At 39.7% G+C, this 21606-nt stretch carries 17 protein-coding genes; 13 read left to right on the top strand and 4 right to left on the bottom strand.

The window, feature by feature from the left end; genetic code table 11:
* Positions 1-113 precede the first annotated feature (113 nt).
* From ntdP to AMD01_RS18990, 7 genes are all read left to right on the top strand, one after another.
* A complete protein-coding gene (ntdP, locus tag AMD01_RS19020) occupies positions 114-641 on the top strand; it encodes a nucleoside tri-diphosphate phosphatase (RefSeq protein WP_053403035.1) in 528 nt (175 codons plus the stop codon).
* A 59-nt stretch (positions 642-700) separates the two neighbouring features.
* Positions 701-2449: an ABC transporter ATP-binding protein gene (locus AMD01_RS19015; RefSeq protein ID WP_053403231.1), complete on the top strand. Its 1749-nt coding sequence runs from the start codon at positions 701-703 to the stop codon at positions 2447-2449.
* Between the two features lie 146 nt (positions 2450-2595).
* Positions 2596-3621 carry an ABC transporter ATP-binding protein gene (locus AMD01_RS19010; protein ID WP_053403034.1) on the top strand — a complete coding sequence of 342 codons (1026 nt, stop codon included), beginning with the start codon at positions 2596-2598 and terminating at the stop codon, positions 3619-3621.
* A complete protein-coding gene (locus tag AMD01_RS19005) occupies positions 3596-4564 on the top strand; it encodes an ABC transporter ATP-binding protein (protein ID WP_053403033.1) in 969 nt (322 codons plus the stop codon). The genes AMD01_RS19010 and AMD01_RS19005 overlap by 26 nt, the downstream gene beginning before the upstream one ends.
* 144 nt (positions 4565-4708) lie before the next feature.
* Positions 4709-6265, top strand: coding sequence for an ABC transporter substrate-binding protein (locus AMD01_RS19000; RefSeq protein WP_053403230.1), 1557 nt, complete (start codon positions 4709-4711; stop codon positions 6263-6265).
* A gap of 133 nt (positions 6266-6398) precedes the next feature.
* A complete protein-coding gene (locus AMD01_RS18995) occupies positions 6399-7403 on the top strand; it encodes an ABC transporter permease (protein ID WP_053403032.1) in 1005 nt (334 codons plus the stop codon).
* A gap of 18 nt (positions 7404-7421) precedes the next feature.
* Positions 7422-8324, top strand: coding sequence for an ABC transporter permease (locus AMD01_RS18990; RefSeq protein ID WP_053403031.1), 903 nt, complete (start codon positions 7422-7424; stop codon positions 8322-8324).
* Between the two features lie 31 nt (positions 8325-8355).
* Here the strand turns inward: AMD01_RS18990 and AMD01_RS18985 are convergent, their stop codons facing one another.
* From AMD01_RS18985 to AMD01_RS18975, 3 genes are all read right to left on the bottom strand, one after another.
* Complete coding sequence (locus AMD01_RS18985) at positions 8356-9444, bottom strand: FUSC family protein (protein ID WP_053403030.1); 1089 nt, start codon at positions 9442-9444, stop codon at positions 8356-8358.
* A gap of 172 nt (positions 9445-9616) precedes the next feature.
* Entirely contained in the window at positions 9617-14089 is a 4473-nt protein-coding gene (locus AMD01_RS18980; RefSeq protein ID WP_053403029.1) for a glutamate synthase-related protein, read from the bottom strand.
* 299 nt (positions 14090-14388) lie between these two features.
* The gene (locus tag AMD01_RS18975; protein ID WP_053403028.1) at positions 14389-15684 is read right to left on the bottom strand and encodes a glutamate-1-semialdehyde 2,1-aminomutase; all 1296 of its coding nucleotides are present in this window, start codon (positions 15682-15684) and stop codon (positions 14389-14391) included.
* Between the two features lie 200 nt (positions 15685-15884).
* Between AMD01_RS18975 and AMD01_RS18970 the strand changes: the two genes are divergently transcribed.
* The 5 genes from AMD01_RS18970 (at position 15885) to perR (ending at position 19692) form a co-directional block, all read left to right on the top strand.
* Positions 15885-16898, top strand: coding sequence for an ABC transporter ATP-binding protein (locus AMD01_RS18970; protein ID WP_053403027.1), 1014 nt, complete (start codon positions 15885-15887; stop codon positions 16896-16898).
* A complete protein-coding gene (locus tag AMD01_RS18965; protein WP_053403026.1) occupies positions 16891-17682 on the top strand; it encodes an ABC transporter permease in 792 nt (263 codons plus the stop codon). Before AMD01_RS18970 ends, AMD01_RS18965 begins: the two co-directional genes overlap by 8 nt.
* A gap of 3 nt (positions 17683-17685) precedes the next feature.
* Positions 17686-18471 carry an ABC transporter permease gene (locus AMD01_RS18960; RefSeq protein ID WP_053403025.1) on the top strand — a complete coding sequence of 262 codons (786 nt, stop codon included), beginning with the start codon at positions 17686-17688 and terminating at the stop codon, positions 18469-18471.
* A 56-nt stretch (positions 18472-18527) separates the two neighbouring features.
* Complete coding sequence (gene bcp, locus AMD01_RS18955; RefSeq protein WP_053403024.1) at positions 18528-18995, top strand: thioredoxin-dependent thiol peroxidase; 468 nt, start codon at positions 18528-18530, stop codon at positions 18993-18995.
* Positions 18996-19254: 259 nt separating this feature from the next.
* Positions 19255-19692: a peroxide-responsive transcriptional repressor PerR gene (gene perR / locus AMD01_RS18950; RefSeq protein WP_053403023.1), complete on the top strand. Its 438-nt coding sequence runs from the start codon at positions 19255-19257 to the stop codon at positions 19690-19692.
* Between the two features lie 59 nt (positions 19693-19751).
* Here the strand turns inward: perR and AMD01_RS18945 are convergent, their stop codons facing one another.
* On the bottom strand, positions 19752-20105 hold the full coding sequence (locus tag AMD01_RS18945) for a YgzB family protein (protein ID WP_053403022.1): 354 nt from the start codon (positions 20103-20105) through the stop codon (positions 19752-19754).
* Positions 20106-20353: 248 nt separating this feature from the next.
* Here AMD01_RS18945 and AMD01_RS18940 point away from each other — a divergent pair, with 248 nt between their 5' ends.
* Positions 20354-21226, top strand: a complete 873-nt coding sequence (locus tag AMD01_RS18940) for a nucleotidyltransferase-like protein (protein WP_053403021.1) — start codon at positions 20354-20356, stop codon at positions 21224-21226.
* Positions 21227-21606: the final 380 nt, after the last annotated feature.

Here is a 21606-nt window from a genome sequence, read left to right as displayed (position 1 = left end):
GTTTTAAAATGCTGGTGTAATCGTTATAATAATATCTAATAGGCAAAGACGTGCAGTAAAATAGTGGGAAAAATCTTCATAAGGAAGTGTAAAATGAAAGTAGGGGAGTAAAAGTGGGCATTCCGATGTCAGGAGAAACAATACAAATACATAGTTATAAACACAATGGACATATCCATCGAATATGGAATGCTACAACGATATTGAAGGCCACACAGAACTTAGTGATCGGAGCCAATGATCGTACGATCGTAACAGAGTCTGATGGAAGAACGTGGGTTACGAGAGAGCCGGCAATCTGTTATTTTCATTCTAAGTACTGGTTTAATGTAATCGGTATGATTCGGGAAGATGGCATTTATTATTACTGTAATATTAGTTCACCGTTCGTGTATGATGAAGCACTCAAATACATTGACTACGATTTAGATATTAAAGTATTTCCAGACATGACCTATGTTGTATTAGATGAAGATGAATACGAAAAACATCGAAAACAAATGCATTATCCAGAAGTTATTGACCACATTCTACACAGTCACGTCGAAAAATTAAAAAGCTGGATTCGTCAGCGAAAAGGACCGTTTGCGCCAGATTTTATCGATATATGGTACGAGCGCTTTTTAATGCATCGTAATTAAGGAACCTGTTGCACCATGTACAACAGGTTCTTGATTTTTGGAACGAGAGGGAGATTTTTCTGAGCAGTATTCGCAGATATTTAACATTTGTAAGGCCATATAGATGGCAAATTTTTGGGACGATTCTAATCGGTCTATTAAAGTTTGGTATTCCACTTCTTGTTCCTCTTCTATTGAAGTATGTCATTGATGACATTATTGGAGGGAATCTATCAAACGCTGAAAAACTACATCAGCTCTATTGGATTATGGGTGGGACATTCGTTATATTTGCTGTTTTACGTCCTCCTATCGAATACTTCCGTCAATATTATGCACAGTGGGTATCGAGTAAAGTGCTGTACGATATTCGTAGCAAACTGTTTGATCATTTACAGCGATTAAGCTTACGTTTTTACTCAAACACCCGTGCAGGAGAAGTGATCTCACGTATTATTAACGATGTTGAGCAAACCAAAACGTTCGTAGTGACAGGACTCATGAACGTCTGGCTTGATACGATGACCATTATCATCTCGATTGTAATCATGTTTACGATGGACGTTCCTCTTACAATTGTTTCGATTATCTTATTTCCTGTCTATGCGTTCTCTGTTAAATACTTTTATGCACGTTTGCGAGATTTAACACGCAAAAGATCTCAAGCCTTAGCTGAAGTACAAGGGCACTTGCATGAACGTGTGCAAGGGATTTCCGTCATTCGAAGCTTTGCAATCGAAGAACATGAGCAAAAGCGATTTGACAAGCAAAACAATAACTTTCTAACAAAAGCACTCAATCATACGAGCTGGAACGCTAAAACGTTTGCGGTTGTCAATACTGTTACCGATCTGGCACCGCTTCTTGTCATCGGGTATGCCGCTTATGAAGTGATTAATGGACAGATGAAAATTGGAACCATGGTAGCGTTTGTGACCTATATCGATCGTCTGTACAACCCGCTACGTCGTCTAGTCAATTCTTCTACCACGCTCACGCAATCGTTGGCATCAATGGACCGTGTATTTGAATTGTTGGACGAGCCTTATGATATTGTTGATAAAAAGGATGCTGTGGAGTGTCAGCAAGTGAAGGGAAGAGTCACGTTTGATGACGTGACGTTTGCTTATAACGATGACGAACCATCTGTACTACACAATGTAAATCTAGACGTCCAAGCTGGTCAATCCATTGCCTTTGTTGGAATGAGCGGTGGAGGGAAATCAACACTGATTAGCTTAATTCCCAGGTTTTACGATGTTACGTCAGGTCGCATTTTATTAGATGGAATAGACATCCGTGAATATAAAGCACGTAGTCTTCGAGATAAAATTGGAATGGTGCTTCAAGATTCTCTTTTATTCAGTGAAACGGTCAGAGAAAATATTCTGTTAGGAAAGCCTGATGCAACTGAGGAAGAAGTATATGAAGCAGCTCGGGCAGCTAATGCTCATGATTTCATCCTAGGTCTACCAGAAGGGTATGACACGAAAGTGGGAGAACGAGGTGTGAAGCTATCTGGTGGTCAGAAGCAGCGCATTGCGATTGCCAGGGTGTTCTTGAAAAATCCACCAATTCTTGTGTTTGATGAAGCAACCTCTGCATTGGATCTGGAAAGCGAGCATTTAATTCAAGAGGCGCTTGAACATCTAGCAAAAGATCGAACAACTTTTATCGTAGCGCATCGCTTATCTACGATTACCCACGTTGATAAAATCGTTCTTTTAGAGCATGGGAAAATTGTAGAAACGGGCACTCATGAAGAATTAATGAATAAAAAAGGTCACTATTATGACTTGTTTAACGTCCAACAGTTAGACGTTATGTAAAAAGGTTCCGAGAGGAGCCTTTTTATTTTTTTTTGGATCGTCTAGTCGAATAATGTAAAAAAATCCTCTTTTCTTTTAGAACTAACCACTGTATAATCTTAAAATAAACAATATTCTAAAAATTAAAATATTAAGGAGGTACAACAATGCCTCAAAAGGCCGTGCTTCAAGTTAATAACCTCAAAACTTCCTTTTTCACTGAAGACGGAGAAGTTCCAGCAGTAGATGGAATTAGTTTTACGATTCACGAAGGCGAGATCTTAGGAATTGTAGGCGAATCAGGATGTGGGAAAAGCGTTACCTCGCTCTCCATTATGAAGTTGATTCCTTCACCTCCAGGGAAAATTGTCGAAGGAGAAATTTATTTTAATGAGCAAAATCTCGTCCCCGCCTCAGAAGAGAAAATGAGGCAAATACGTGGAAATGAGATGGCAATGATTTTTCAGGAGCCGATGACCTCGTTAAATCCGCTTTTCACGATTGGCAATCAGCTAACAGAGCCTTTACGAATACATAAGAAATTAACGAAGAAACAAGCGAAAGAACATATCATCAATGTGTTAAAACTTGTTGGACTACCACGCGCAGAAGAACTCATCAATGAATATCCTCACCAGCTATCTGGCGGTATGAGACAACGTGTCATGATTGCAATGGCGTTACTTTGTGACCCCAAATTGTTAATAGCAGATGAGCCTACTACCGCTTTAGACGTAACAATTCAAGCACAAATTCTACAGCTAATGAAAAGCTTAAATCAAAAATTAAATACGGCCGTTATGCTCATCACCCACGATTTAGGTGTAGTCGCAGAAGTATGTGACCGCATTGTAGTTATGTACGGTGGCCAAATAGTTGAAGAAGCAGACGTAAAGACCATTTTCAAAAATGCAAAACACCCTTATACGATGGGACTTATTAAATCGATACCAGATAAACGATTTAAAAAGGATCGTTTGTACTCTATCCCTGGAAACGTTCCAAAACCTGGATCGGTTCGAACAGGATGCCGATTTGCTGCACGCTGTGAATTTGCGTTTGAACGCTGCACAAAAGAAGATCCGTATCTCTACGGTGTGAGTGCAGAAGGTGAAAAACCCCATTATGCACGCTGCTTTTTACATGAAACAGAGGGGGTAAAAAAAGGTGACACAGCCGTTACTTCAAGTTAAAGGATTGAAAAAACACTTTCCCATTACGGGTGGGATCCTCGGAAAGAAAACGGGAGATGTCAAAGCAGTTGACGGTGTGAGCTTTGAAGTGAAAAAAGGAGAGACGCTAGGAATTGTGGGCGAAAGTGGATGTGGTAAGTCTACAACGGGTAAGCTTCTCCTTAGACTCCTTGATCCGACAGAGGGACAAGTCATTTTTGAAAACCAAGAGCTTACGACATTAAAGAATAGTGACGTTCGAAAGGTTCGAAAGGAAATGCAAATGATTTTCCAAGATCCATTTGCTTCACTGAACCCTCGACATAATGTCGAGAAGATCTTAGAGGAACCACTCCTCGTACATGGAATCGGGTCGAAGGCAGAGCGAAGAAAAATGGTGCATGAAATGCTTGAAGTTGTAGGGTTAAGTGCTTATCACGCAAAACGCTATCCCCATCAATTTAGCGGTGGGCAGCGTCAGCGTATTGGGATTGCACGAGCATTAATGACGAGACCAAAGCTCATTATTGCAGATGAGCCTGTATCAGCCCTAGATGTATCCATCCAATCGCAGGTATTGAATTTGCTAGAAGACTTACAAAATGAATTTCAATTAACCTATGTTTTTATCTCTCATGACCTAGGAGTTGTGCGACATATTAGTGATCGTGTTGGGGTTATGTATTTAGGAAATATGGTTGAACTAGCTAATAGTGAAGACATTTATAGTAGACCATTACATCCTTATACTGAAGCACTATTGTCAGCTGTCCCGGTCCCAGATCCTGAATTCCAACGTGAGCAGATCGTTTTGCAAGGAGATATTCCTAGTCCGTCTAACCCGCCAACGGGGTGCGCATTTCATACCCGTTGTGGAAAATGTATGGATGTATGTCGAACGACCAGACCGGAATTTAAAGAGATCGAATCTGGCCATTTTGTAGCTTGTCATCTGTATGAATAAATTTCTAGGAAACGTATAGATATTTATAGGTAGGACTATTTTACTCTGTTAATACTGGTTTTTTCAGGTTAAACACCTGTTAAAAAAATAGATAAAATCAAAGGGGGATTTTAAGTGAAAAAGTGGTATACCGTGCTTTTAACAATGGTATTAGCGCTCTCAATTGTACTAGCTGGATGCGGAAAGTCTAGCACAAGTGGCAAAGGTGGCGGCGACAGTAGCAGTGGTGATAAACAAACGACGCTTGTGTACGGGCGCGGTGGGGATTCTGTTTCCCTTGACCCAGCTACAGCAACAGATGGTGAGTCATTTAAAGTAACGGAAAATATTTTTGATACATTGATTGATTTTAAAGAAAGTAGCACGGATTTAACACCAGGTTTAGCAACTGAGTGGAGTACTTCTGACGATGGTTTAGTACAAACACTAAAGCTTCGTGAAGGAATCAAATTCCAAGATGGAAGCGACTTTAACGCAGAGGCAGTTGTATTTAACTTCAATCGCTGGAAAGCAGGAAACAAAGAGCAATTCTACTATTATAACTCACAGTTTGGTGATGTTATTGAGAGTGTAACAGCAAAGGATGCAACTACGGTTGAATTTAAACTAAAACATCCGCTTGCGCCATTCTTTAAAAACCTTGGAATGGGTGCATTCGCCATCTCTTCTCCAGAGGCGATTAAAAAATATGGCGACAAATACATGAAAAATCCAGTAGGTACAGGTCCATACAAGTTTGTGGAATGGAAAGAAAACGATCGTATTACAATTGAAAAGAACAAAGACTATTGGGTAAAAGATGAGCCAAAATTAGAGAAAGTTATTTTTACCGTTATTCCTGAAAACTCTGCGCGACTAAACGCGTTAAAAACAGGAGAAGTAGATTTAATTGATGGAGTGAACTACAGTGATGTTCCGTCTGTGAAGAGTGATTCTAACCTTCAAGTTATTACACGTCCTTCATTAAACGTAGCTTACCTTGGTTTAACAAGCACAAGAGGGCCTTTAAAAGATAAAAAAGTACGTCAAGCACTGAACTATGCAGTAAACAAAAAAGAGCTTATTGAAGGTTTCTATGCAGGAGAAGCAAAACCAGCAGTAAATCCAATGCCTCCAGTAGTAGAAGGCTACAATGATGAATTAAAAGATTACGATTTTGACTTAGATAAGGCGAAGAAACTTCTTGCAGAAGCTGGCTACAAAGATGGTTTTAGCATTGAACTTTGGGCAATGCCTGTAGCGCGACCATATATGCCAGATGGACAAAAGATTGCGGAAGCACTTCAAGCAAACTTCGAAAAGATTGGTGTAAAAGCAAAAATCGTTACGTATGAGTGGGCAACATACCTTGAAAAAGCACGTAAAGGGGAAGCAGATACGTTCTTATTAGGATGGACTGGTGATAACGGTGATGCTGACAACTTCTTATATGTACTTCTTGACCAAGATTCAATCGGAAGTAACAACTATACGTACTATAAAAACCCAAAAGTGCACGATTTATTAATTCAAGCACAAACAGAGGTAGATCAAGCAAAACGTAATGAGCTTTACAAGCAGGCTCAAGCAATTATTAAAGATGATGCACCGTGGATTCCACTTGTGTACTCAAACCCAGCTCTTGCTGCAAAAGCGAATTTAGAAGGGTTCCATCCACATCCAACTGGATCTGATAAGTTCTTAGGCGTTTATTTTAAATAATTGGTCATAAATAGTTAAATGAAAATCGCCCAATTCACCTCTCCGTGATGGTAAGGAGGAAGAGGGCGATTTCATTTGAACATTCATACATAGTCATTTTGGACAAGCATTCCACCATAAAGGAAGTGAGAAAATGTTCTCATATATTACACGACGAGTATTAATGTTAATTCCTGTTCTATTGGGCCTTTCTCTAGTGGTATTTTTTATGATTCGTGCCATACCTGGAGATCCAGCTCAGGTGATATTAGGTCAGTTAGCTACAAAAGAATCAATCGCGAACTTAACGAAACAGCTTGGCTTAGATCAGCCTTGGTATATTCAATATTTTCACTATCTAGGGGATCTATTCACAGGGAATTTAGGAGACTCACTGCGTACAAAATCACCGATTAGTGAAGAGATTTGGCCGTATTTAGCCGCAACAATTGAGTTATCACTAGTGGCGATTATTATTGCCATCGTAATTGGTGTAAATGCCGGCATTATTAGTGCATGGTTCCAAAATTCCTGGTTTGACTATGTCGCAATGCTTCTCGCCTTAATTGGCGTGTCCATTCCTATTTTCTGGCTTGGGCTGATGGAGCAGTGGGCATTTGCGATCAATCTTGACTGGCTTCCAACGATGGGCCGGGAGGATGTAAGGGCGCCTATAGAGGCCATCACACATCTCTATATTATCGATACGTTGATACAGGGGCGCTTTGATCAATTCTGGACCGTCATTCAACATTTAATTTTACCAAGCCTTGCGCTTGCAACAATTCCAATGGCCATTATCGCTCGCATTACGCGCTCAAGTATGCTTGAGGTCATGCGTTCAGACTTCATCCGCACAGCTCGTGCAAAAGGGTTGAAAATGTTTTGGGTCGTATATAAACACTGTTTGAAAAATGCCGTCATTCCTATTATTACGATTATCGGATTACAGTTTGGCTTGTTACTAGGTGGTGCAATTTTAACCGAAACAATCTTCAGCTGGCCTGGAATTGGACGCTATATTTACGAAGCGATCGGTTATCGTGACTATCCTGTTATTCAATCAGGAATTTTAATTATTGCTATTTTGTTCGTGCTGATCAATTTAATTGTCGATCTGTTGTACGCAGTTGTTGATCCACGTATTAAATATAATTAGGAATGGAGAGGTGTTATTATGGCAGAACTAGCGAGAAAAGAAGCTTTCCTACCGCCTTCGGCACCACAGCAAGATGAGTCCATTTCTCCGTGGAAAGAAGCATGGAGGGGATTTCGTAAAAATAAACTAGCGGTCATTGGGACAGGCATCGTGCTTTTCTTTATTATATTGGCACTTGCTGCACCGTGGATTGCACCGCAGGGATTCAATGAGCAGATGATCTCGAAAAAGCTTCAGCCTCCTTCAAGCGAGCACTGGTTTGGCACGGATGATTTTGGTCGGGACATCCTTTCACGTGTCATATACGGAGCGAGAATCTCTCTGTGGGTAGGCTTTGTAGCCGTTTTAGGATCTGTGATAGTAGGAAGCTTGCTTGGGATTTTAGCAGGATACTATGGGAAATGGATTGATACGGTCATTTCACGAGTTTTCGATATTATGCTTGCTTTCCCAAGTATTTTATTAGCAATTGGAATCGTAGCGGTATTAGGACCTTCCTTGGAAAATGCTTTGATTGCAATTGCAGTTATAAATATTCCGAACTTCGGACGTCTTATACGATCCAAAGTATTGAGCGTTAAACAAGAGGAGTACATTCTGTCAGCGAAAGCAATTGGGATGAAGGACAGCCGTATTCTTTTCCATCATATTTTGCCAAATAGTATGACACCAATTATTGTACAGGGTACGCTTGCTATCGCAACGGCAATTATTGAAGCAGCTGCTCTTGGGTTTTTAGGATTAGGTGCGAGAGCCCCAGAACCTGAGTGGGGGAAGATGCTAGCAGATTCTAAAACGTTTTTAGTACAGGCTCCTTGGACGATGGTCTTTCCCGGAATCGCCATTATGCTGACGGTTCTAGGATTTAACCTAATGGGAGACGGTTTACGCGATGCGCTAGACCCAAGAATGAAAAATTAAAAAATCCTGGAGCATCGCTCCAGGATTTTTTCTATTCAAGTTCAGGTGCATCTTCAATTTGAAATTCGTTGATGTCTTTATGATAGCTATGAAAGCTATCAATTAACGTCTCTAAATGATCCAAATGGTCACTATATTCTAGAATAGCTGCTACAACAGGGAACAGGTGATAAACTGCTTTATTGTCGCTATCCTCTTCTTGTAATCGCTGTTGCATAAACGCGTGAATAAGAGCGCGTCTACCTGTGCAAACCTCATCTGCAATGGGTTCAGTTTGCTGGACTTTAATTTTGCCGATAAATTTGAGCATTAGGTGCTCGTGATATCCTAGTAAGCATTCTATTTCGCTCGTAATTAAGTCTTGCATATTTTTAGGAAGATGCAAGATATCATTCTCTAAGCGGTGTAACAATTTTAAAATTTTATAAGAGGCATTTGTTGTAACAATCATTTGGCGAAAGAGAACTAGCTTTCTTGATTTTACATACCTATTTTTCTTCGAATGCGTACGCTCTTCTTTGTAAAAATCAAAGAATTGATCCATGCGTTTGATTTGATCTTTAATTTTACTAATATCAGCTTTTAAAAGAGTGTATTCTGTTGCTTGGCGCATGCTAATACGAATCCACTTAATGATTTCTTCCGTTGTATAAACAATTTTATAGTAAAGCTTTGTTTCATACTTAGGTGGGAGAAAAATTAAGTTTACCGCAAAGGCTGAAAGTACACCGAGCAAGATAGTACTAAAACGTATAAGTGCAAATAAAACAAAGTGATCGCTAGTGCTCTCCATGATGGACAAGACCGTTACTAAGGCTAAACCAATGGTATTATTAATTTTAAGTTTTAAGTTGATACCAATAACAATAACAGCTGTTAGTCCAATAATGAAAGGATTATTACCAAAGATCAGTACAAAAACTACCGCTAATAACGCGCCAATTACGTTTCCTTGTACTTGTTCAAGCACGGTTAGGTAAGAGCGATAAATCGATGGTTGAATCGCAAATATCGCAGCAATTCCCGCAAAGATAGGAGAAGGGCTCCCTAGATACTTAGCTAGAACTAAAGCAAGCGTAATGGCAATCCCCGTTTTTAAAATGCGGGCTCCAAGTTTCATTTGATTCTTAAATTCCTTTCCGATAATAATTCTTTTCTTATTTATTATCCTTAATAAATTAAAGTAAACAATAACATAATATACAAGGTTTAGCGAATTATATCAAGAGTTAAAAAAATAAAAATCCCGCCAAAAAGCGGGATTTTTTAACAATATTTTGTTGTGTGGGACATCATTCGGTTGATACTGAAGGGTCTGCCTGTTCTTTGCTTGGGATAACTTGTAGAAAATAAGCAGACGGATTTGAAGCTAATTTTTCGATTTCTTTGGCTTCATCAAGCTGCCCCTGATTTGTTAACTCATTTGAGTATAATGTTAACAGCTCTTTCACATCTGCTAAACCTTTTGCATTTAAAGGAGAAAGGTCAACTTTCGCTCCCTTTGCAATTCGGCGCTTTAGGGCTTCTTTTGTTAGACCCATTTCAGGCTGATGGCGAAGATATACAACTCCACCTGTCATCCCCGCACAAATCCAAGGACCAGGATCACCCATTACAAGGCCACGACCGTTCGTCATATACTCAAAGGCAAACCCTTTAATGTTGGCATTCACGCCAATATTTCCGTGCTCTTCCTCAGGAATAGGGGATACTACTTTGCCCCCAATAATCATGTCGGCCCCTGATAGACGAATACCAGCACGTGCATCAGCATTTCCTTGTGCTAAAAGAAGGCCGCTTTGTGCACCGTATCCAAATCCTTTACCAACAGATCCGTTATAATAGCCACCATTTTTACCCGGTGATTTTAGAATTGAAATACTGCCTCCAAAAGATGTTTTTCCAGTTCCATCTTGGGCACCACCGCTTACCTGAATGTTAATACCACTCGTATTGTAAGCTCCTAAACCATTTCCTGGAATAGAGCCATTGTTGTATTGAAGGCTAATCGCAGGAAGTTTTTTATACGAGCCGTCAAGACGGTTACGCACGCGGTGACAAGAAACGCGACTTCCTAGAATACGCTGTTCAGATGTAACTGTATCATACGAACGCGACTTTTCTAGACTTTCAACGTGATAGTCCAAATATTCGCTACCGACGGCTACACTTAATTGTTCTTCTTCAACGCTTGCTGCCACTTCTGGCTGTGCAAAAGGCTGAATATCCACCGTTTTAAGCAGGTAGGTAAGGTCAAGAAGATCTTTTCCTCGTGCTTGCGTTAAAAGGTCAGAGCGTCCTACTAGATCTTGAAGACGATCAAATCCGAGATCACCAGCTAATTGTTTTAGCTCATTGCCAAAAGCGGTAAAGAGGTTTGTTAACCCTTGAACAGCATTATCTAGTTGACGAGGAACGAAGCGACGAAGTCCATGTTCTTTTGCTTGGGCTTCTGACTCAATTTGTGTCGCAATTCCTACATGACACGTATCAAGGTGACAGCCTCGACAAGTTGTACATCCAATTGCGATCATTGACAACGTACCAAATCCAATACGATTTGCCCCAAGCATCATCATTTTGACAACATCAAGAGCACTTTTAATTCCACCGTCAGCCCAAATTTCCACCTTCTGACGTAGTCCAGCTTCTAAAAGAGCATTATGAGCAGCTTTAACGCCAATTTCTACTGGTAACCCTACGTGCTGAAGAGCATGGATACGTGCTGCACCAGTTCCTCCATCAAAACCACTTAAGGTAATAATGTCAGCTCCAGCTTTAGCAATCCCAACAGCAATCGTTCCGATGTTTGGCACAACCGGTACTTTGACCGCGACTTTTGCTTGGTCATTGGCTGTTTTTAACTCAGAAATCATTTGAGCTAAGTCTTCAATGGAATAAATGTCATGGTTGTTGGATGGTGAAATTAAATCTGATCCGACCGTAGCATTACGCGCTTCAGCAATTTTTAACGTTACTTTTGATGCGGGTAAATGCCCACCTTCTCCAGGCTTTGCTCCTTGCCCGATCTTAATCTCCAATAGATTAGAAGAGTTAAGAAGCTCAGCGTTAACACCGAAACGTCCAGATGCTACTTGCTGTCCTCGTGTACGAGGATATTTGCCAAGCATATCTTTAATTTCGCCACCTTCACCATTTAAGCTCACCATATTCAAGCGGTTTGCTGCTTCAGCATAGGCTCTAAACGCAATTTCATTTTGAGATCCAAATGACATAGAAGCAATAACGAATGGCAAGCTGTGTTCGCCTACACCAACATCCACCTTCTCAGGCGATACGCGTTTAGGAGATGAAGTTATGTTCGTTAAATGACGAATAGTAGTTGGATTTCCTTCCTCTTGTTCGGTTAACTTTTCACGATAAGCATCGTACGATCCAGTTTGTGCGACTTCTCCAATCGCTTTCCAGATACGAGGGAAGAGGTGGAACGTTTTCCCGGGACGTGCTTTCTCATCTTCGTATTCCGATGCTCTGGCAATTGAATCTTCCTTCATCTGCTCCCAATCGTGTACGAGAGTTGTTGAACCGAAGAAGTTTACAACATTTAAAATTCCAGCAATGTCGTCATGTAAACCAATTGCTGAGAAAAGACGTCCATATCCTCTAAGCTCATGAATTCCAATCGTGGAAATGACCTTTTCTAATCCTTTTATTAATGCGGAATAGAGATTTAACGTCGGCTGATCCGTTTCTTCGAAGACCGTCGCAAACAATAAATATGGACTAATGACATTTGCTCCTAAGCCAAAGGCAGTTACTACGTCATGCAACGAGCGAATGGCCCCTGAACGTAGAAGAAGCGTACAGTCGCGGCGAAGCTGTTTTTCTACTAACGCCTGATCTAAAGCAGCCGTCACAAGGTGAGGATCTAAAAAGTACTGTCCGTTTTGATGAGCCTGTGCATCGTCAATGATAAGCAGCGTTTTCCCACCTAATACCGCTTCTGTGGCTTCCTCTTCAAGACGCTTTAAAGCTTCAGGGATTGATTCGCCATTTTTAAACGTAGCAGACAAATAATAAGATAACTGCTTTTGCTGATAGTCATTTACTAATTGATCAAAAGAAGGCTGTTCAAGTGATTCAGCACAGCGATTTCCTTGCTCTCCTTCAATAAGGATAGGGGAGAGTAGTTCAACAACGTAGTCGTTATCCTCTTTCTTAGAAAGAGATGGACGTTTCCCAACGATGACCCGCGTAGAAAAGTGCTCTGTCTCACGATCACGGTCAATGGCTGGATTCGTAACAACAGCTACGCTTTCTTTAATATAGTCCGCAATGTTTTTACGACCGCCATGTAAAGCCGCAAGCGGCGCGTCATGACCTAACGAGCGAATTGGTTCGGCGCCGTTATCAGCCATTTGTTCAATAAGCTGTATATGTTCACGATCCCAACCAAATGCCGCATAATGGCCATTAGACACTTTGCCTAAATTCGTCATTAAAACATTGGTTGGATAATGGGGCGTTGAAAGACGAAGACGGTCGTCAGTTAGCTTGATACGCTTAGAGAACCGCTCGTATACTTCTTGCTGAAGTGCTGGATAATCAAATACGACCATCTTTCCATCAGCATTCCATTTTAAGCCTACTTTTTCTCCAGGTCCTAACGGTTTAGGTTCAGCAACGTACTCGCCGTTTGGAATAATTCCTGGTTCAGAAGAGAACAGGTAAGAGCTCTCAGTCTCTAATTTCCACAATGGACGAAGCCCTAAAGAATCCACGCTGAAAACAGCTTCGTCTTCATATCTTGAAATAATTCCAGCAGGACCTTGGGCAAAGTGTCCCCACGCTTCTCGAACATACGTGTACAAATCTTGTAGGTGAGGTGGGTAAGCTTTAATTTCGTTTACGATAGGAGGGAAGAGAACGTCGACCGCCTCAAATAAAGAATAATCATCGCGTGAAATAAGCGATTGAATAATTCGGTCAAGATCCTGTGAATCACTACCTCCATTTGTTAGTGAAACATTCATCATACGCGCTTCGTCACGAAGCTTTGCTACCGTGTTAATCTCTCCGTTATGGCCTAACAAGCTGAATGGTTGTACACGGAAAAAATTTGTAAGTGTATTGGTTGAATAACGATTGTGACCAAGCGTCATCGTTGAGGCAATCACGGGACTTTTTAGATCTTCGTAGTAAGCCTTTAGGGTGTCGCCAGCGCCCATTACTTTATAAACGACATAAGAGTTGCTTAAGGAAGATACGTGAACAGCAGCATCTTTCTCAATTTCTAGCGTTGCTTCAAATGTTTTCTTCTTTATAGAATGGGTATCTTTAGAAATAAGTCCAACCTGCCAGAAGTAAGGTTCTTCATTTTTAGCGAGAGGACCTAGAACGTCTGAGTTTGTAATATTATCCGCTTCATACACTAATTCGAAATTTAGACCTTCTAATACTGATAAAATGCGCTTTTTCGCAGAAGTCTTGCTAACTTCCTTGGAAATAAAAAAGTGACCGACAATAAAAGAATCTTGGTCTACTAAACTTTCATTTAATCCAGCTTTAGATAGTTTTTCTTTCCATAGAATAGTTGGTAAGTCGATGTGTACACCAATTCCATCACCTTCGCCGTTAACAAAGCCGGCACGGTGATTCATCGTGTTAAGAGCATTAATGCAGTCCTCAATATTTTTCTTTGTTGCTTCTCTCTCTTTTTCAATGACTGACACAATACCACACGCATCGTGTTCGTGAAGATGATAGTCTTTAAATAAACTAGGGGTCCATGTTGATTGACGCATACGTTTGGCTTCAAGTGCGTAGTAAGATCACACACACTCTTCCTGCCTTCACCTCCAAGTAATAATCTATTTTTAAAAGTAAACTAAAAAACTAAATTTTCAGAATTGTAACTAACATCTTATCATGGATTTCAGAAAAATTCAATTATTTATTCATTTTGCTGATCAATTATTCAAACCTACAAAATTAATAAAACTGTCAATAATACGTACAAACATTAATTTGTAAGCGTTTCCAATTAAAAAGAAAAACGGTCATCGGAAATATCTCTCCGATGACCGTTAATATTATTGTATATTTATGCGTTCGTTAATTGTTTAAATGCATTTTCAACTGCAACTAACGTCTTTTGAATGTCTTCTTCTGTATGAGCAGTCGTTAGGAACCACGCTTCGTATTTAGAAGGAGCTAAGTTAATACCTTGGTGAAGCATTAATTTAAAGAACTTCGCGAACATCTCGCCGTCTGTGTTTTCAGCTTGTACATAATTTTTCACTTTTTCATCTGTGAAATAAATCGTTAACGCGCCTTTCAAACGGTTAATGGTAATCGGAAGGTTGTATGTAGCCGCGTGTTTTTCGATACCCGCTTCAAGAATGGCACCGAGACGGTCCATTTCTTCGTAGACTCCTTCTTCTTTTAACACTTCAAGGCATGCGATTCCTGATAGCATAGAGGCGGGATTTCCTGCCATTGTTCCTGCTTGATAAGCTGGTCCAAGAGGCGCAACTTGTTCCATAATATCTTGGCGGCCACCGTACGCACCGATCGGTAATCCACCACCAATAATTTTACCTAGAGCCGTTAAATCTGGCTTAACACCTAATAGATCTTGTGCTCCACCATACATAAAACGGAATGCCGTAATTACTTCATCATAAATAACGAGTGCACCAGCTGCATGCGCCAAATCATTTACTTGTTGAAGGAATCCTGGCTCTGGTTCAACAATACCAAAGTTTCCGACGATTGGTTCTACTAAGATTCCAGCTACTTCATCGCCCCACTTTTCAAGAGCTTCTTTGAAAGGTTCAATTTCATTAAATGGAACCGTAATAACCTCTTGTGCAATGCTTTTTGGTACGCCCGCTGAGTCAGGTGTCCCTAATGTAGATGGTCCAGATCCTGCTGCTACTAGCACTAAGTCTGAGTGACCATGGTAGCACCCAGCAAATTTGATGATTTTGTCACGACCAGTATAAGCACGGGCAACACGAATTGTCGTCATAACCGCCTCAGTCCCGGAGTTAACAAAACGTACTTTATCTAAAGCAGGCATTGCTTCACGGATCATTTTTGCGAATGTAATTTCATGCTTTGTTGGTGTCCCGTATAGCACGCCTGTTTCGGCTGCATGTTGGATTGCTTTTGTAATATGTGGGTGAGCATGTCCAGTAATGATCGGGCCATATGCCGCTAAGTAATCAATATATTGATTACCATCTACATCCCAGAAATATGCGCCTTTTGCGCGTTCCATTACAACAGGAGCACCGCCGCCTACCGCTTTATAAGATCGAGAGGGGCTGTTTACTCCTCCAAGAATATTTTCTACAGCTTCTTGCTGAAGCTGTTCAGATTTTGTGAATTGCATCATGTTCCTCCTCAAGAAACGTATTTACCATCCCTATTCTATCAAAATAAGAAACGTGGAAAAAGGTAAGCGAGCTGATTCATTGCGAAAGAGTAATAAACAGATTTTGCTGAAAAAACAAACAATTATTTTAGTAATTGTGAAGGGGTAGGGAATTGTATAGACTAAGGCGTACGGTTAATAAGCATGGAGGTTACAACATGGGAAATGCAATTGAAGTTGTAAAGTTACGTAAAGAATTTAAGGCCTATTCAAGCCGTTCGGGATTAAAAGGCGCTTTTCGAGATCTTTTGACACGAAACTATAAAATTCACCGAGCGGTAAATGATATTTCTTTTACGGTCAAGCAAGGAGAAATGGTTGGATACATAGGGGAGAACGGAGCGGGGAAATCTACCACGATTAAAATGCTCACAGGTATTCTAACTCCAACAGACGGCAATGTGACTGTAAACGGTATGAACCCGCACAAGGAGCGCGAGCGATTTGCCCATACGATTGGCGTCGTATTTGGACAGCGGTCACAGCTTTGGTGGGATATTGCCGTTCAAGAGTCGTTTCGATTGCTTAAAAAAGTGTACAAAGTATCAGATGAAGAATATGAAGAGCACATGGAGCATGTCATTAGAACATTGGATATTGGTCCACTACTAGATAAGCCTGTACGAAAGTTATCGCTAGGACAGCGAATGCGTTGTGAGCTTGCGGCGGCACTTATTCATAATCCACCCCTTCTGTTCTTAGATGAACCTACAATTGGATTGGATGTACTTGTAAAGTTAAAGATTCGCCAATTTTTAAAAGAAATTAACGAAAAATACAACACAACGATCTTATTAACGACACATGATTTAGCGGATATTGAAGCACTGTGTGAACGAGTAGTGATGCTAGACGAAGGAAACATTATTTATGATGGTTCGTTGAAAAAGCTTCGCTCCAATTGGGGTGGTCAGAAGCAAGTTTCCTTTGAATTTAAAGAGGAACCAAATAAGGAAGAACTTGCTGCCTTTACCTCTGCACTTCCTGTTTCTTGGAAAGAAGGAGAAAGAGCCAATGTGCTAGTAGCACATGTTCATAATGAGGAAGATGCGATCTCGCAAGTAATCGGTAAAGTAGTAGCAAGGTACGCGATCAAAGATATTAGTATCGACGAGACATCGACGGAAGAAATTATCCGAAACATCTATGAAGAGGGGATGACGCATGGGTAAGTATCTTGAAATGATTCGCATACGTTTTTTAATGATGCTTGCCTATCGAACAAACTACTATAGCGGTATCCTGATTTATAGCATTAATATCGGAGCGTACTATTTCCTTTGGAGTGCCATTTACAGTGGAAAATCGAATATACAAGGGTTGACCATTGTTCAGATGACTACTTACGTTGCCGTATCCTGGATGGCTAGAGCCTTCTACTTTAATAACTTGGATCGGGAAATGGCAATGGAGATTAAAGAAGGAAAAGTAGCAGTGGAATTAATTCGTCCTTACAGTTATCTTGGTATGAAAGCGATGCAAGGACTAGGAGAAGGAATTTTCCGTATCCTATTTTTCTCTGTTCCGGGTATGGTTATTGTGGGGTTGTTATTCCCAATTCAATTATCAACGGATATTCCAACGTGGGGCTTCTTTTTCCTATCCTTAATCTTAAGCTTTATTGTAAACACCCAAATCAATCTATTAACGGGAATCACGACTTTTTTCTTATTTAATAATGACGGACTTATTCGAGCAAAAAGGGTAGTCATCGATTTGTTTTCTGGGCTACTGTTGCCGATTTCTTTTTATCCAATTTGGGCACAGCACATTATGGCTTATTTTCCTTTCCAATCGATTAGCTATATCCCAAGTATGATTTTTACAGAAGGTTTTAAAGGAAGTCAGATTACCTCGGCGCTTTTAACTCAATGTATATGGGCACTTATTTTATTTGTCCCTATCTCACTTCTATGGAATATAGCAAGAAAAAGAATGGTTATTCAGGGGGGATAAGTCGTGTTTTACACATCTATGTTCGTTCAATACATCAGTCAATATATGAAAACACGTCTTCAATATCGCACTGATGTAGTAGTAGAGTTATTGTCAGATTTGTTATTTCAAGCAGTGAATTTAATTTTTATACTGGTTGTTTTCGGGCACACACAGCTTTTAAACGGTTGGTCTCGAGATGAAATTATCTTTATTTATGGCTTTTTTCTTGTTCCGTTTGCGCTTTTCTCTGCTTTCTTTAACATTTGGGATTTTAATGAAAGGTACATCGTGAAAGGTGAGATGGATCGCATATTAACACGGCCAATTCACAGTCTTTTTCAAGTGATTTTAGAACGAATGGAACTAGAGTCTTTATTCGGAGCTTTTACAGGGTTAGCTGTTATGCTGTACGCAGGTTCAAGGTTAGCACTTGATTTCCATTGGTATGACGTCATTATTTTTGTTGCGTTTGTATTTGGAGGTGCGCTTGTTTATGCAGGGATTTTTGTTGCCATTGCAAGTATTGGTTTTTGGTCTGATGCACGTACGTCCATCATGCCAACTATGTATAATATCGGGAACTACGGAAGATATCCTGTAGATATTTACAACCAGATCATTCGTTATATTTTAACGTGGATTTTACCCTTTGCCTTTGTAGGTGTTTATCCCGCTGCGTACTTTTTAGGGAAAACAAAGTGGTATGGCTATGCCTTTTTAACTCCTGTTATGGGAATTGTGTTTTTCGTAATGTCCCTCATTCTATGGAATATAGGGGTTAAAAAGTATCGTGGTGCGGGTAATTAAAAACAAACTTCCGTATAATGAAGAAGAAATAAGTATGGAGAAAGAAGGGGATTAATATGACGCTTGACGTTGGAAAGAAGGCGCCAGATTTTGAACTTCCTTCAACAGAAGGACAAACTGTATCACTGTCTCAATTTGCAGGAAAAAATGTCGTTCTTTATTTTTATCCAAAGGATATGACACCAGGGTGTACGACAGAAGCATGTGATTTCCGTGATCAGCACGAACAATTCCAAGATTTAAACACCGTCATTTTAGGTGTGAGTCCAGACCCCGTTTCAAAACATGAAACGTTTATAAAAAAACATGGACTTCAGTTTCAACTACTTGCGGACGAAGATCACCAAGTAGCTGAACAGTATGATGTATGGAAACTAAAGAAAAACTTTGGTAAAGAGTACATGGGTATTGAACGCTCTACGTTCATCATTGATAAACAGGGAATACTTGTAAAAGAGTGGCGAAAAGTCCGTGTAAAAGATCACGTGGAAGATGCCCTTCGTTATATCAAGGAAAATCTTTAATGGAAATTGGGTAGGTGCCCAGGACATTTTGTTTTCACCTACATAAAATAATGGTGTAGGGCATACCTCCTCAGGATAGTACCAAATGTAGAAAGTGCGAAATTATTCGCACTTTTTTTATAAGAAGAGACGTGCGTCAAATCACCGTTAAAAGTGTAAGGATGTTACATAGAGCAAGATTGACAAAAGCATACATTTTCTTGTAGACTAATTATAAGAATTATAAAGTAATAATATCTATAGAAATGAGGTGCATGACGTGTCAGCCCATGAATTGAAGGACGTAATTGAATCGTTAAAAGGGACCGGTGTTCGCATTACTCCACAGCGTCATGCGATTTTGGAATATCTAATCAGTTCAATGTCGCATCCAACTGCAGATGAAATTTATAAATCATTAGAGGGTAAATTCCCCAATATGAGTGTTGCTACGGTATATAATAATTTGCGTGTGTTTAAAGAAGTGGGGATTGTAAAAGAGTTGACGTTTGGAGATGCCTCAAGTCGCTTTGATTACGTTACTACTCATCACTATCATGTTATTTGCGATCGCTGTGGCCGGATTGTTGATTTTCACTATCCAGGTTTGGACGAAGTAGAAGCACTTGCTGCTCATATCACTGGATTCGATGTGAAAAATCACCGCATGGAGATTTACGGAACTTGTTCGGATTGTAAAGAAAAAACAGAGCACTGATAAAAGGCAAAAGATAACCTCATGATAGAGGTTTTTCTTTTGCCTTTTTTGCGTCATGTTTAAGTGGCGCTTTTTTTATTATATCGTTCATCAAATTCTTTTCCTTCTAATGCCGGGTCTAGGGTGAGTGGTTCTCTGCAATGCATACACATATCTACTCGACCAAGTATTTTTGTAGGTTTCTTACAGCTTGGACAGACTACCTGGACCGCTTTTGTCGATAAGAGACCGATCCAAAAGTAAACAACGGTGCTAGCGATGATGCATAGTAGACCCATAAGCATAAAGATAGTCATAGCCCATACGTTTGATCGAAAAAACACTCCTCCGTACATGACAATAAATCCAATAAAAATAAGACTTAATGCAAACGTGCGAATCTTATTAATCTTGCTTGAATATTTAGCTGCCAATTCAGTCCCCTCCTATTAAATTTATCATATCATAAAATTCTGTCTATTTTAGGTAATAATTTAATGGGCTTTTTGAGTTTGAAACAAACTACCAAAGTGATAGAAGATTTCTTGAAATGAATTGACGCATGTTAGGAGGATTTCAACTATTTTTATCAAAATGTTACATATAAAGTGTGATTTTATTCGTCATATGTCGAATTTTCTTTTACAATAGATGAGACAAATTATTTCTGGAGGAGCCAATTATGGAAGATATTTTGCGACCTATTTATCAAGAGCGTGCTAGCAACGAGGATACGTTAAGTATTTTGTTAATTGAACGACGAAAAGAAGAATCTCCCATTACAGAAAACTTGGACGCTGTATTATTTATCATTGTAAGAGAGGCGAATGATCCACTGTTTATTAAACACTACGAGTATATCAATCAAAAAGCATCTCTATATGTAGCGACAGCAGAGCAAGTACACGAGTGGTTATTGTATGGTACAAATAGAAGAATTGTGGATTGGGTACTCAACGGAAAGGTTATTTTTGATCGTAATGAATACGTCGATCAATTACGTCAGCGCTTATTGGATTTTCCACAGCAAGAACGAGTTGAAAAAACTGCGATCGAATTTGCCAAGCTTATTCGTCGCTATATAGAAGGAAAAGACTTCTATGAATCGAAGCATTACTTAGACGCCTTCAATCATATTATTCATGCGTTACATCATTTAGCTAGATTGTCAGTCATTGAAAATGGCTTCCACCCCGAAGTAACCGTCTGGAGTCAGGTTAGAAAAATAGAACCTGAAATTTATAAATTGTATGAAGAACTTGTGTACAGCACAGAAGAACTTCCGAAGAGATTAGAGCTTCTATTTTTAGCAAGCGAATTTTTAGTAAATCAACGAACTGAGATTGGCTCTAAACACTTCTTAGAGGTATTAAGTGAAAAAGAAGAGGCATGGACATTTGATGAGATTTTAAATCATCCAAAGCTACGTCCGTATGTGATCGATGTTGGAGTGCTATTAGAATTTTTAGTAGGAAAAGGCGTCGTTCGAGTTGAAAAAATCCCTACCAAAGGCAAAAATATTTATCATCGTCATTATAGAATTTTAAAAAACTAGACAGGAATAAAAAGTGTAAAGGGGCTCAAAACCCTTGTTTATCAGCGAGTTCCTTTGCATCTATTCTAAAAGAACAACTTTCTTTTAAAAAACTTTTCAAATAGTGTTGACTTTAAAAACATATCATGATAAATTATTACTTGTCGCTAAGACAGCGAGAAACAAACAAAATACTTACCGAAAACGAATTAAAAAAGTTGTTGACAAACAATTGAGTGGATGGTAAAATAAGAAAGTCGCTTACAAGCGAGATGAACTTTGAAAACTGAACAAAACAAGCAAAAACGTCAACGTTTTAAAAGCAAGACAACAAATGAGCAAGTCAAACATTTCTTCGGAGAGTTTGATCCTGGCTCAGGACGAACGCTGGCGGCGTGCCT

Source organism: Priestia koreensis, assembly GCF_001274935.1.
In the GTDB taxonomy this organism is placed as follows: domain Bacteria; phylum Bacillota; class Bacilli; order Bacillales; family Bacillaceae_H; genus Bacillus_AG; species Bacillus_AG koreensis.
The sequence above is the reverse complement of the archived record's forward strand: the minus strand, read 5'-3'. Positions and strand labels throughout refer to the sequence as shown.

Coding starts and splice junctions, on each gene's coding strand:
- bcp (WP_053403024.1), top strand. CDS start 18,528: ATGACGCTTGACGTTGGAAAGAAGGCGCCAGATTTTGAACTTCCTTCA.
- AMD01_RS19000 (WP_053403230.1), top strand. CDS start 4,709: ATGGTATTAGCGCTCTCAATTGTACTAGCTGGATGCGGAAAGTCTAGC.
- AMD01_RS18985 (WP_053403030.1), bottom strand. CDS start 9,444: ATGAAACTTGGAGCCCGCATTTTAAAAACGGGGATTGCCATTACGCTT.
- AMD01_RS18990 (WP_053403031.1), top strand. CDS start 7,422: ATGGCAGAACTAGCGAGAAAAGAAGCTTTCCTACCGCCTTCGGCACCA.
- AMD01_RS18995 (WP_053403032.1), top strand. CDS start 6,399: ATGTTCTCATATATTACACGACGAGTATTAATGTTAATTCCTGTTCTA.
- AMD01_RS18970 (WP_053403027.1), top strand. CDS start 15,885: ATGGGAAATGCAATTGAAGTTGTAAAGTTACGTAAAGAATTTAAGGCC.
- AMD01_RS18975 (WP_053403028.1), bottom strand. CDS start 15,684: ATGCAATTCACAAAATCTGAACAGCTTCAGCAAGAAGCTGTAGAAAAT.
- AMD01_RS18940 (WP_053403021.1), top strand. CDS start 20,354: ATGGAAGATATTTTGCGACCTATTTATCAAGAGCGTGCTAGCAACGAG.
- AMD01_RS19010 (WP_053403034.1), top strand. CDS start 2,596: ATGCCTCAAAAGGCCGTGCTTCAAGTTAATAACCTCAAAACTTCCTTT.
- AMD01_RS18980 (WP_053403029.1), bottom strand. CDS start 14,089: ATGCGTCAATCAACATGGACCCCTAGTTTATTTAAAGACTATCATCTT.
- AMD01_RS18965 (WP_053403026.1), top strand. CDS start 16,891: ATGGGTAAGTATCTTGAAATGATTCGCATACGTTTTTTAATGATGCTT.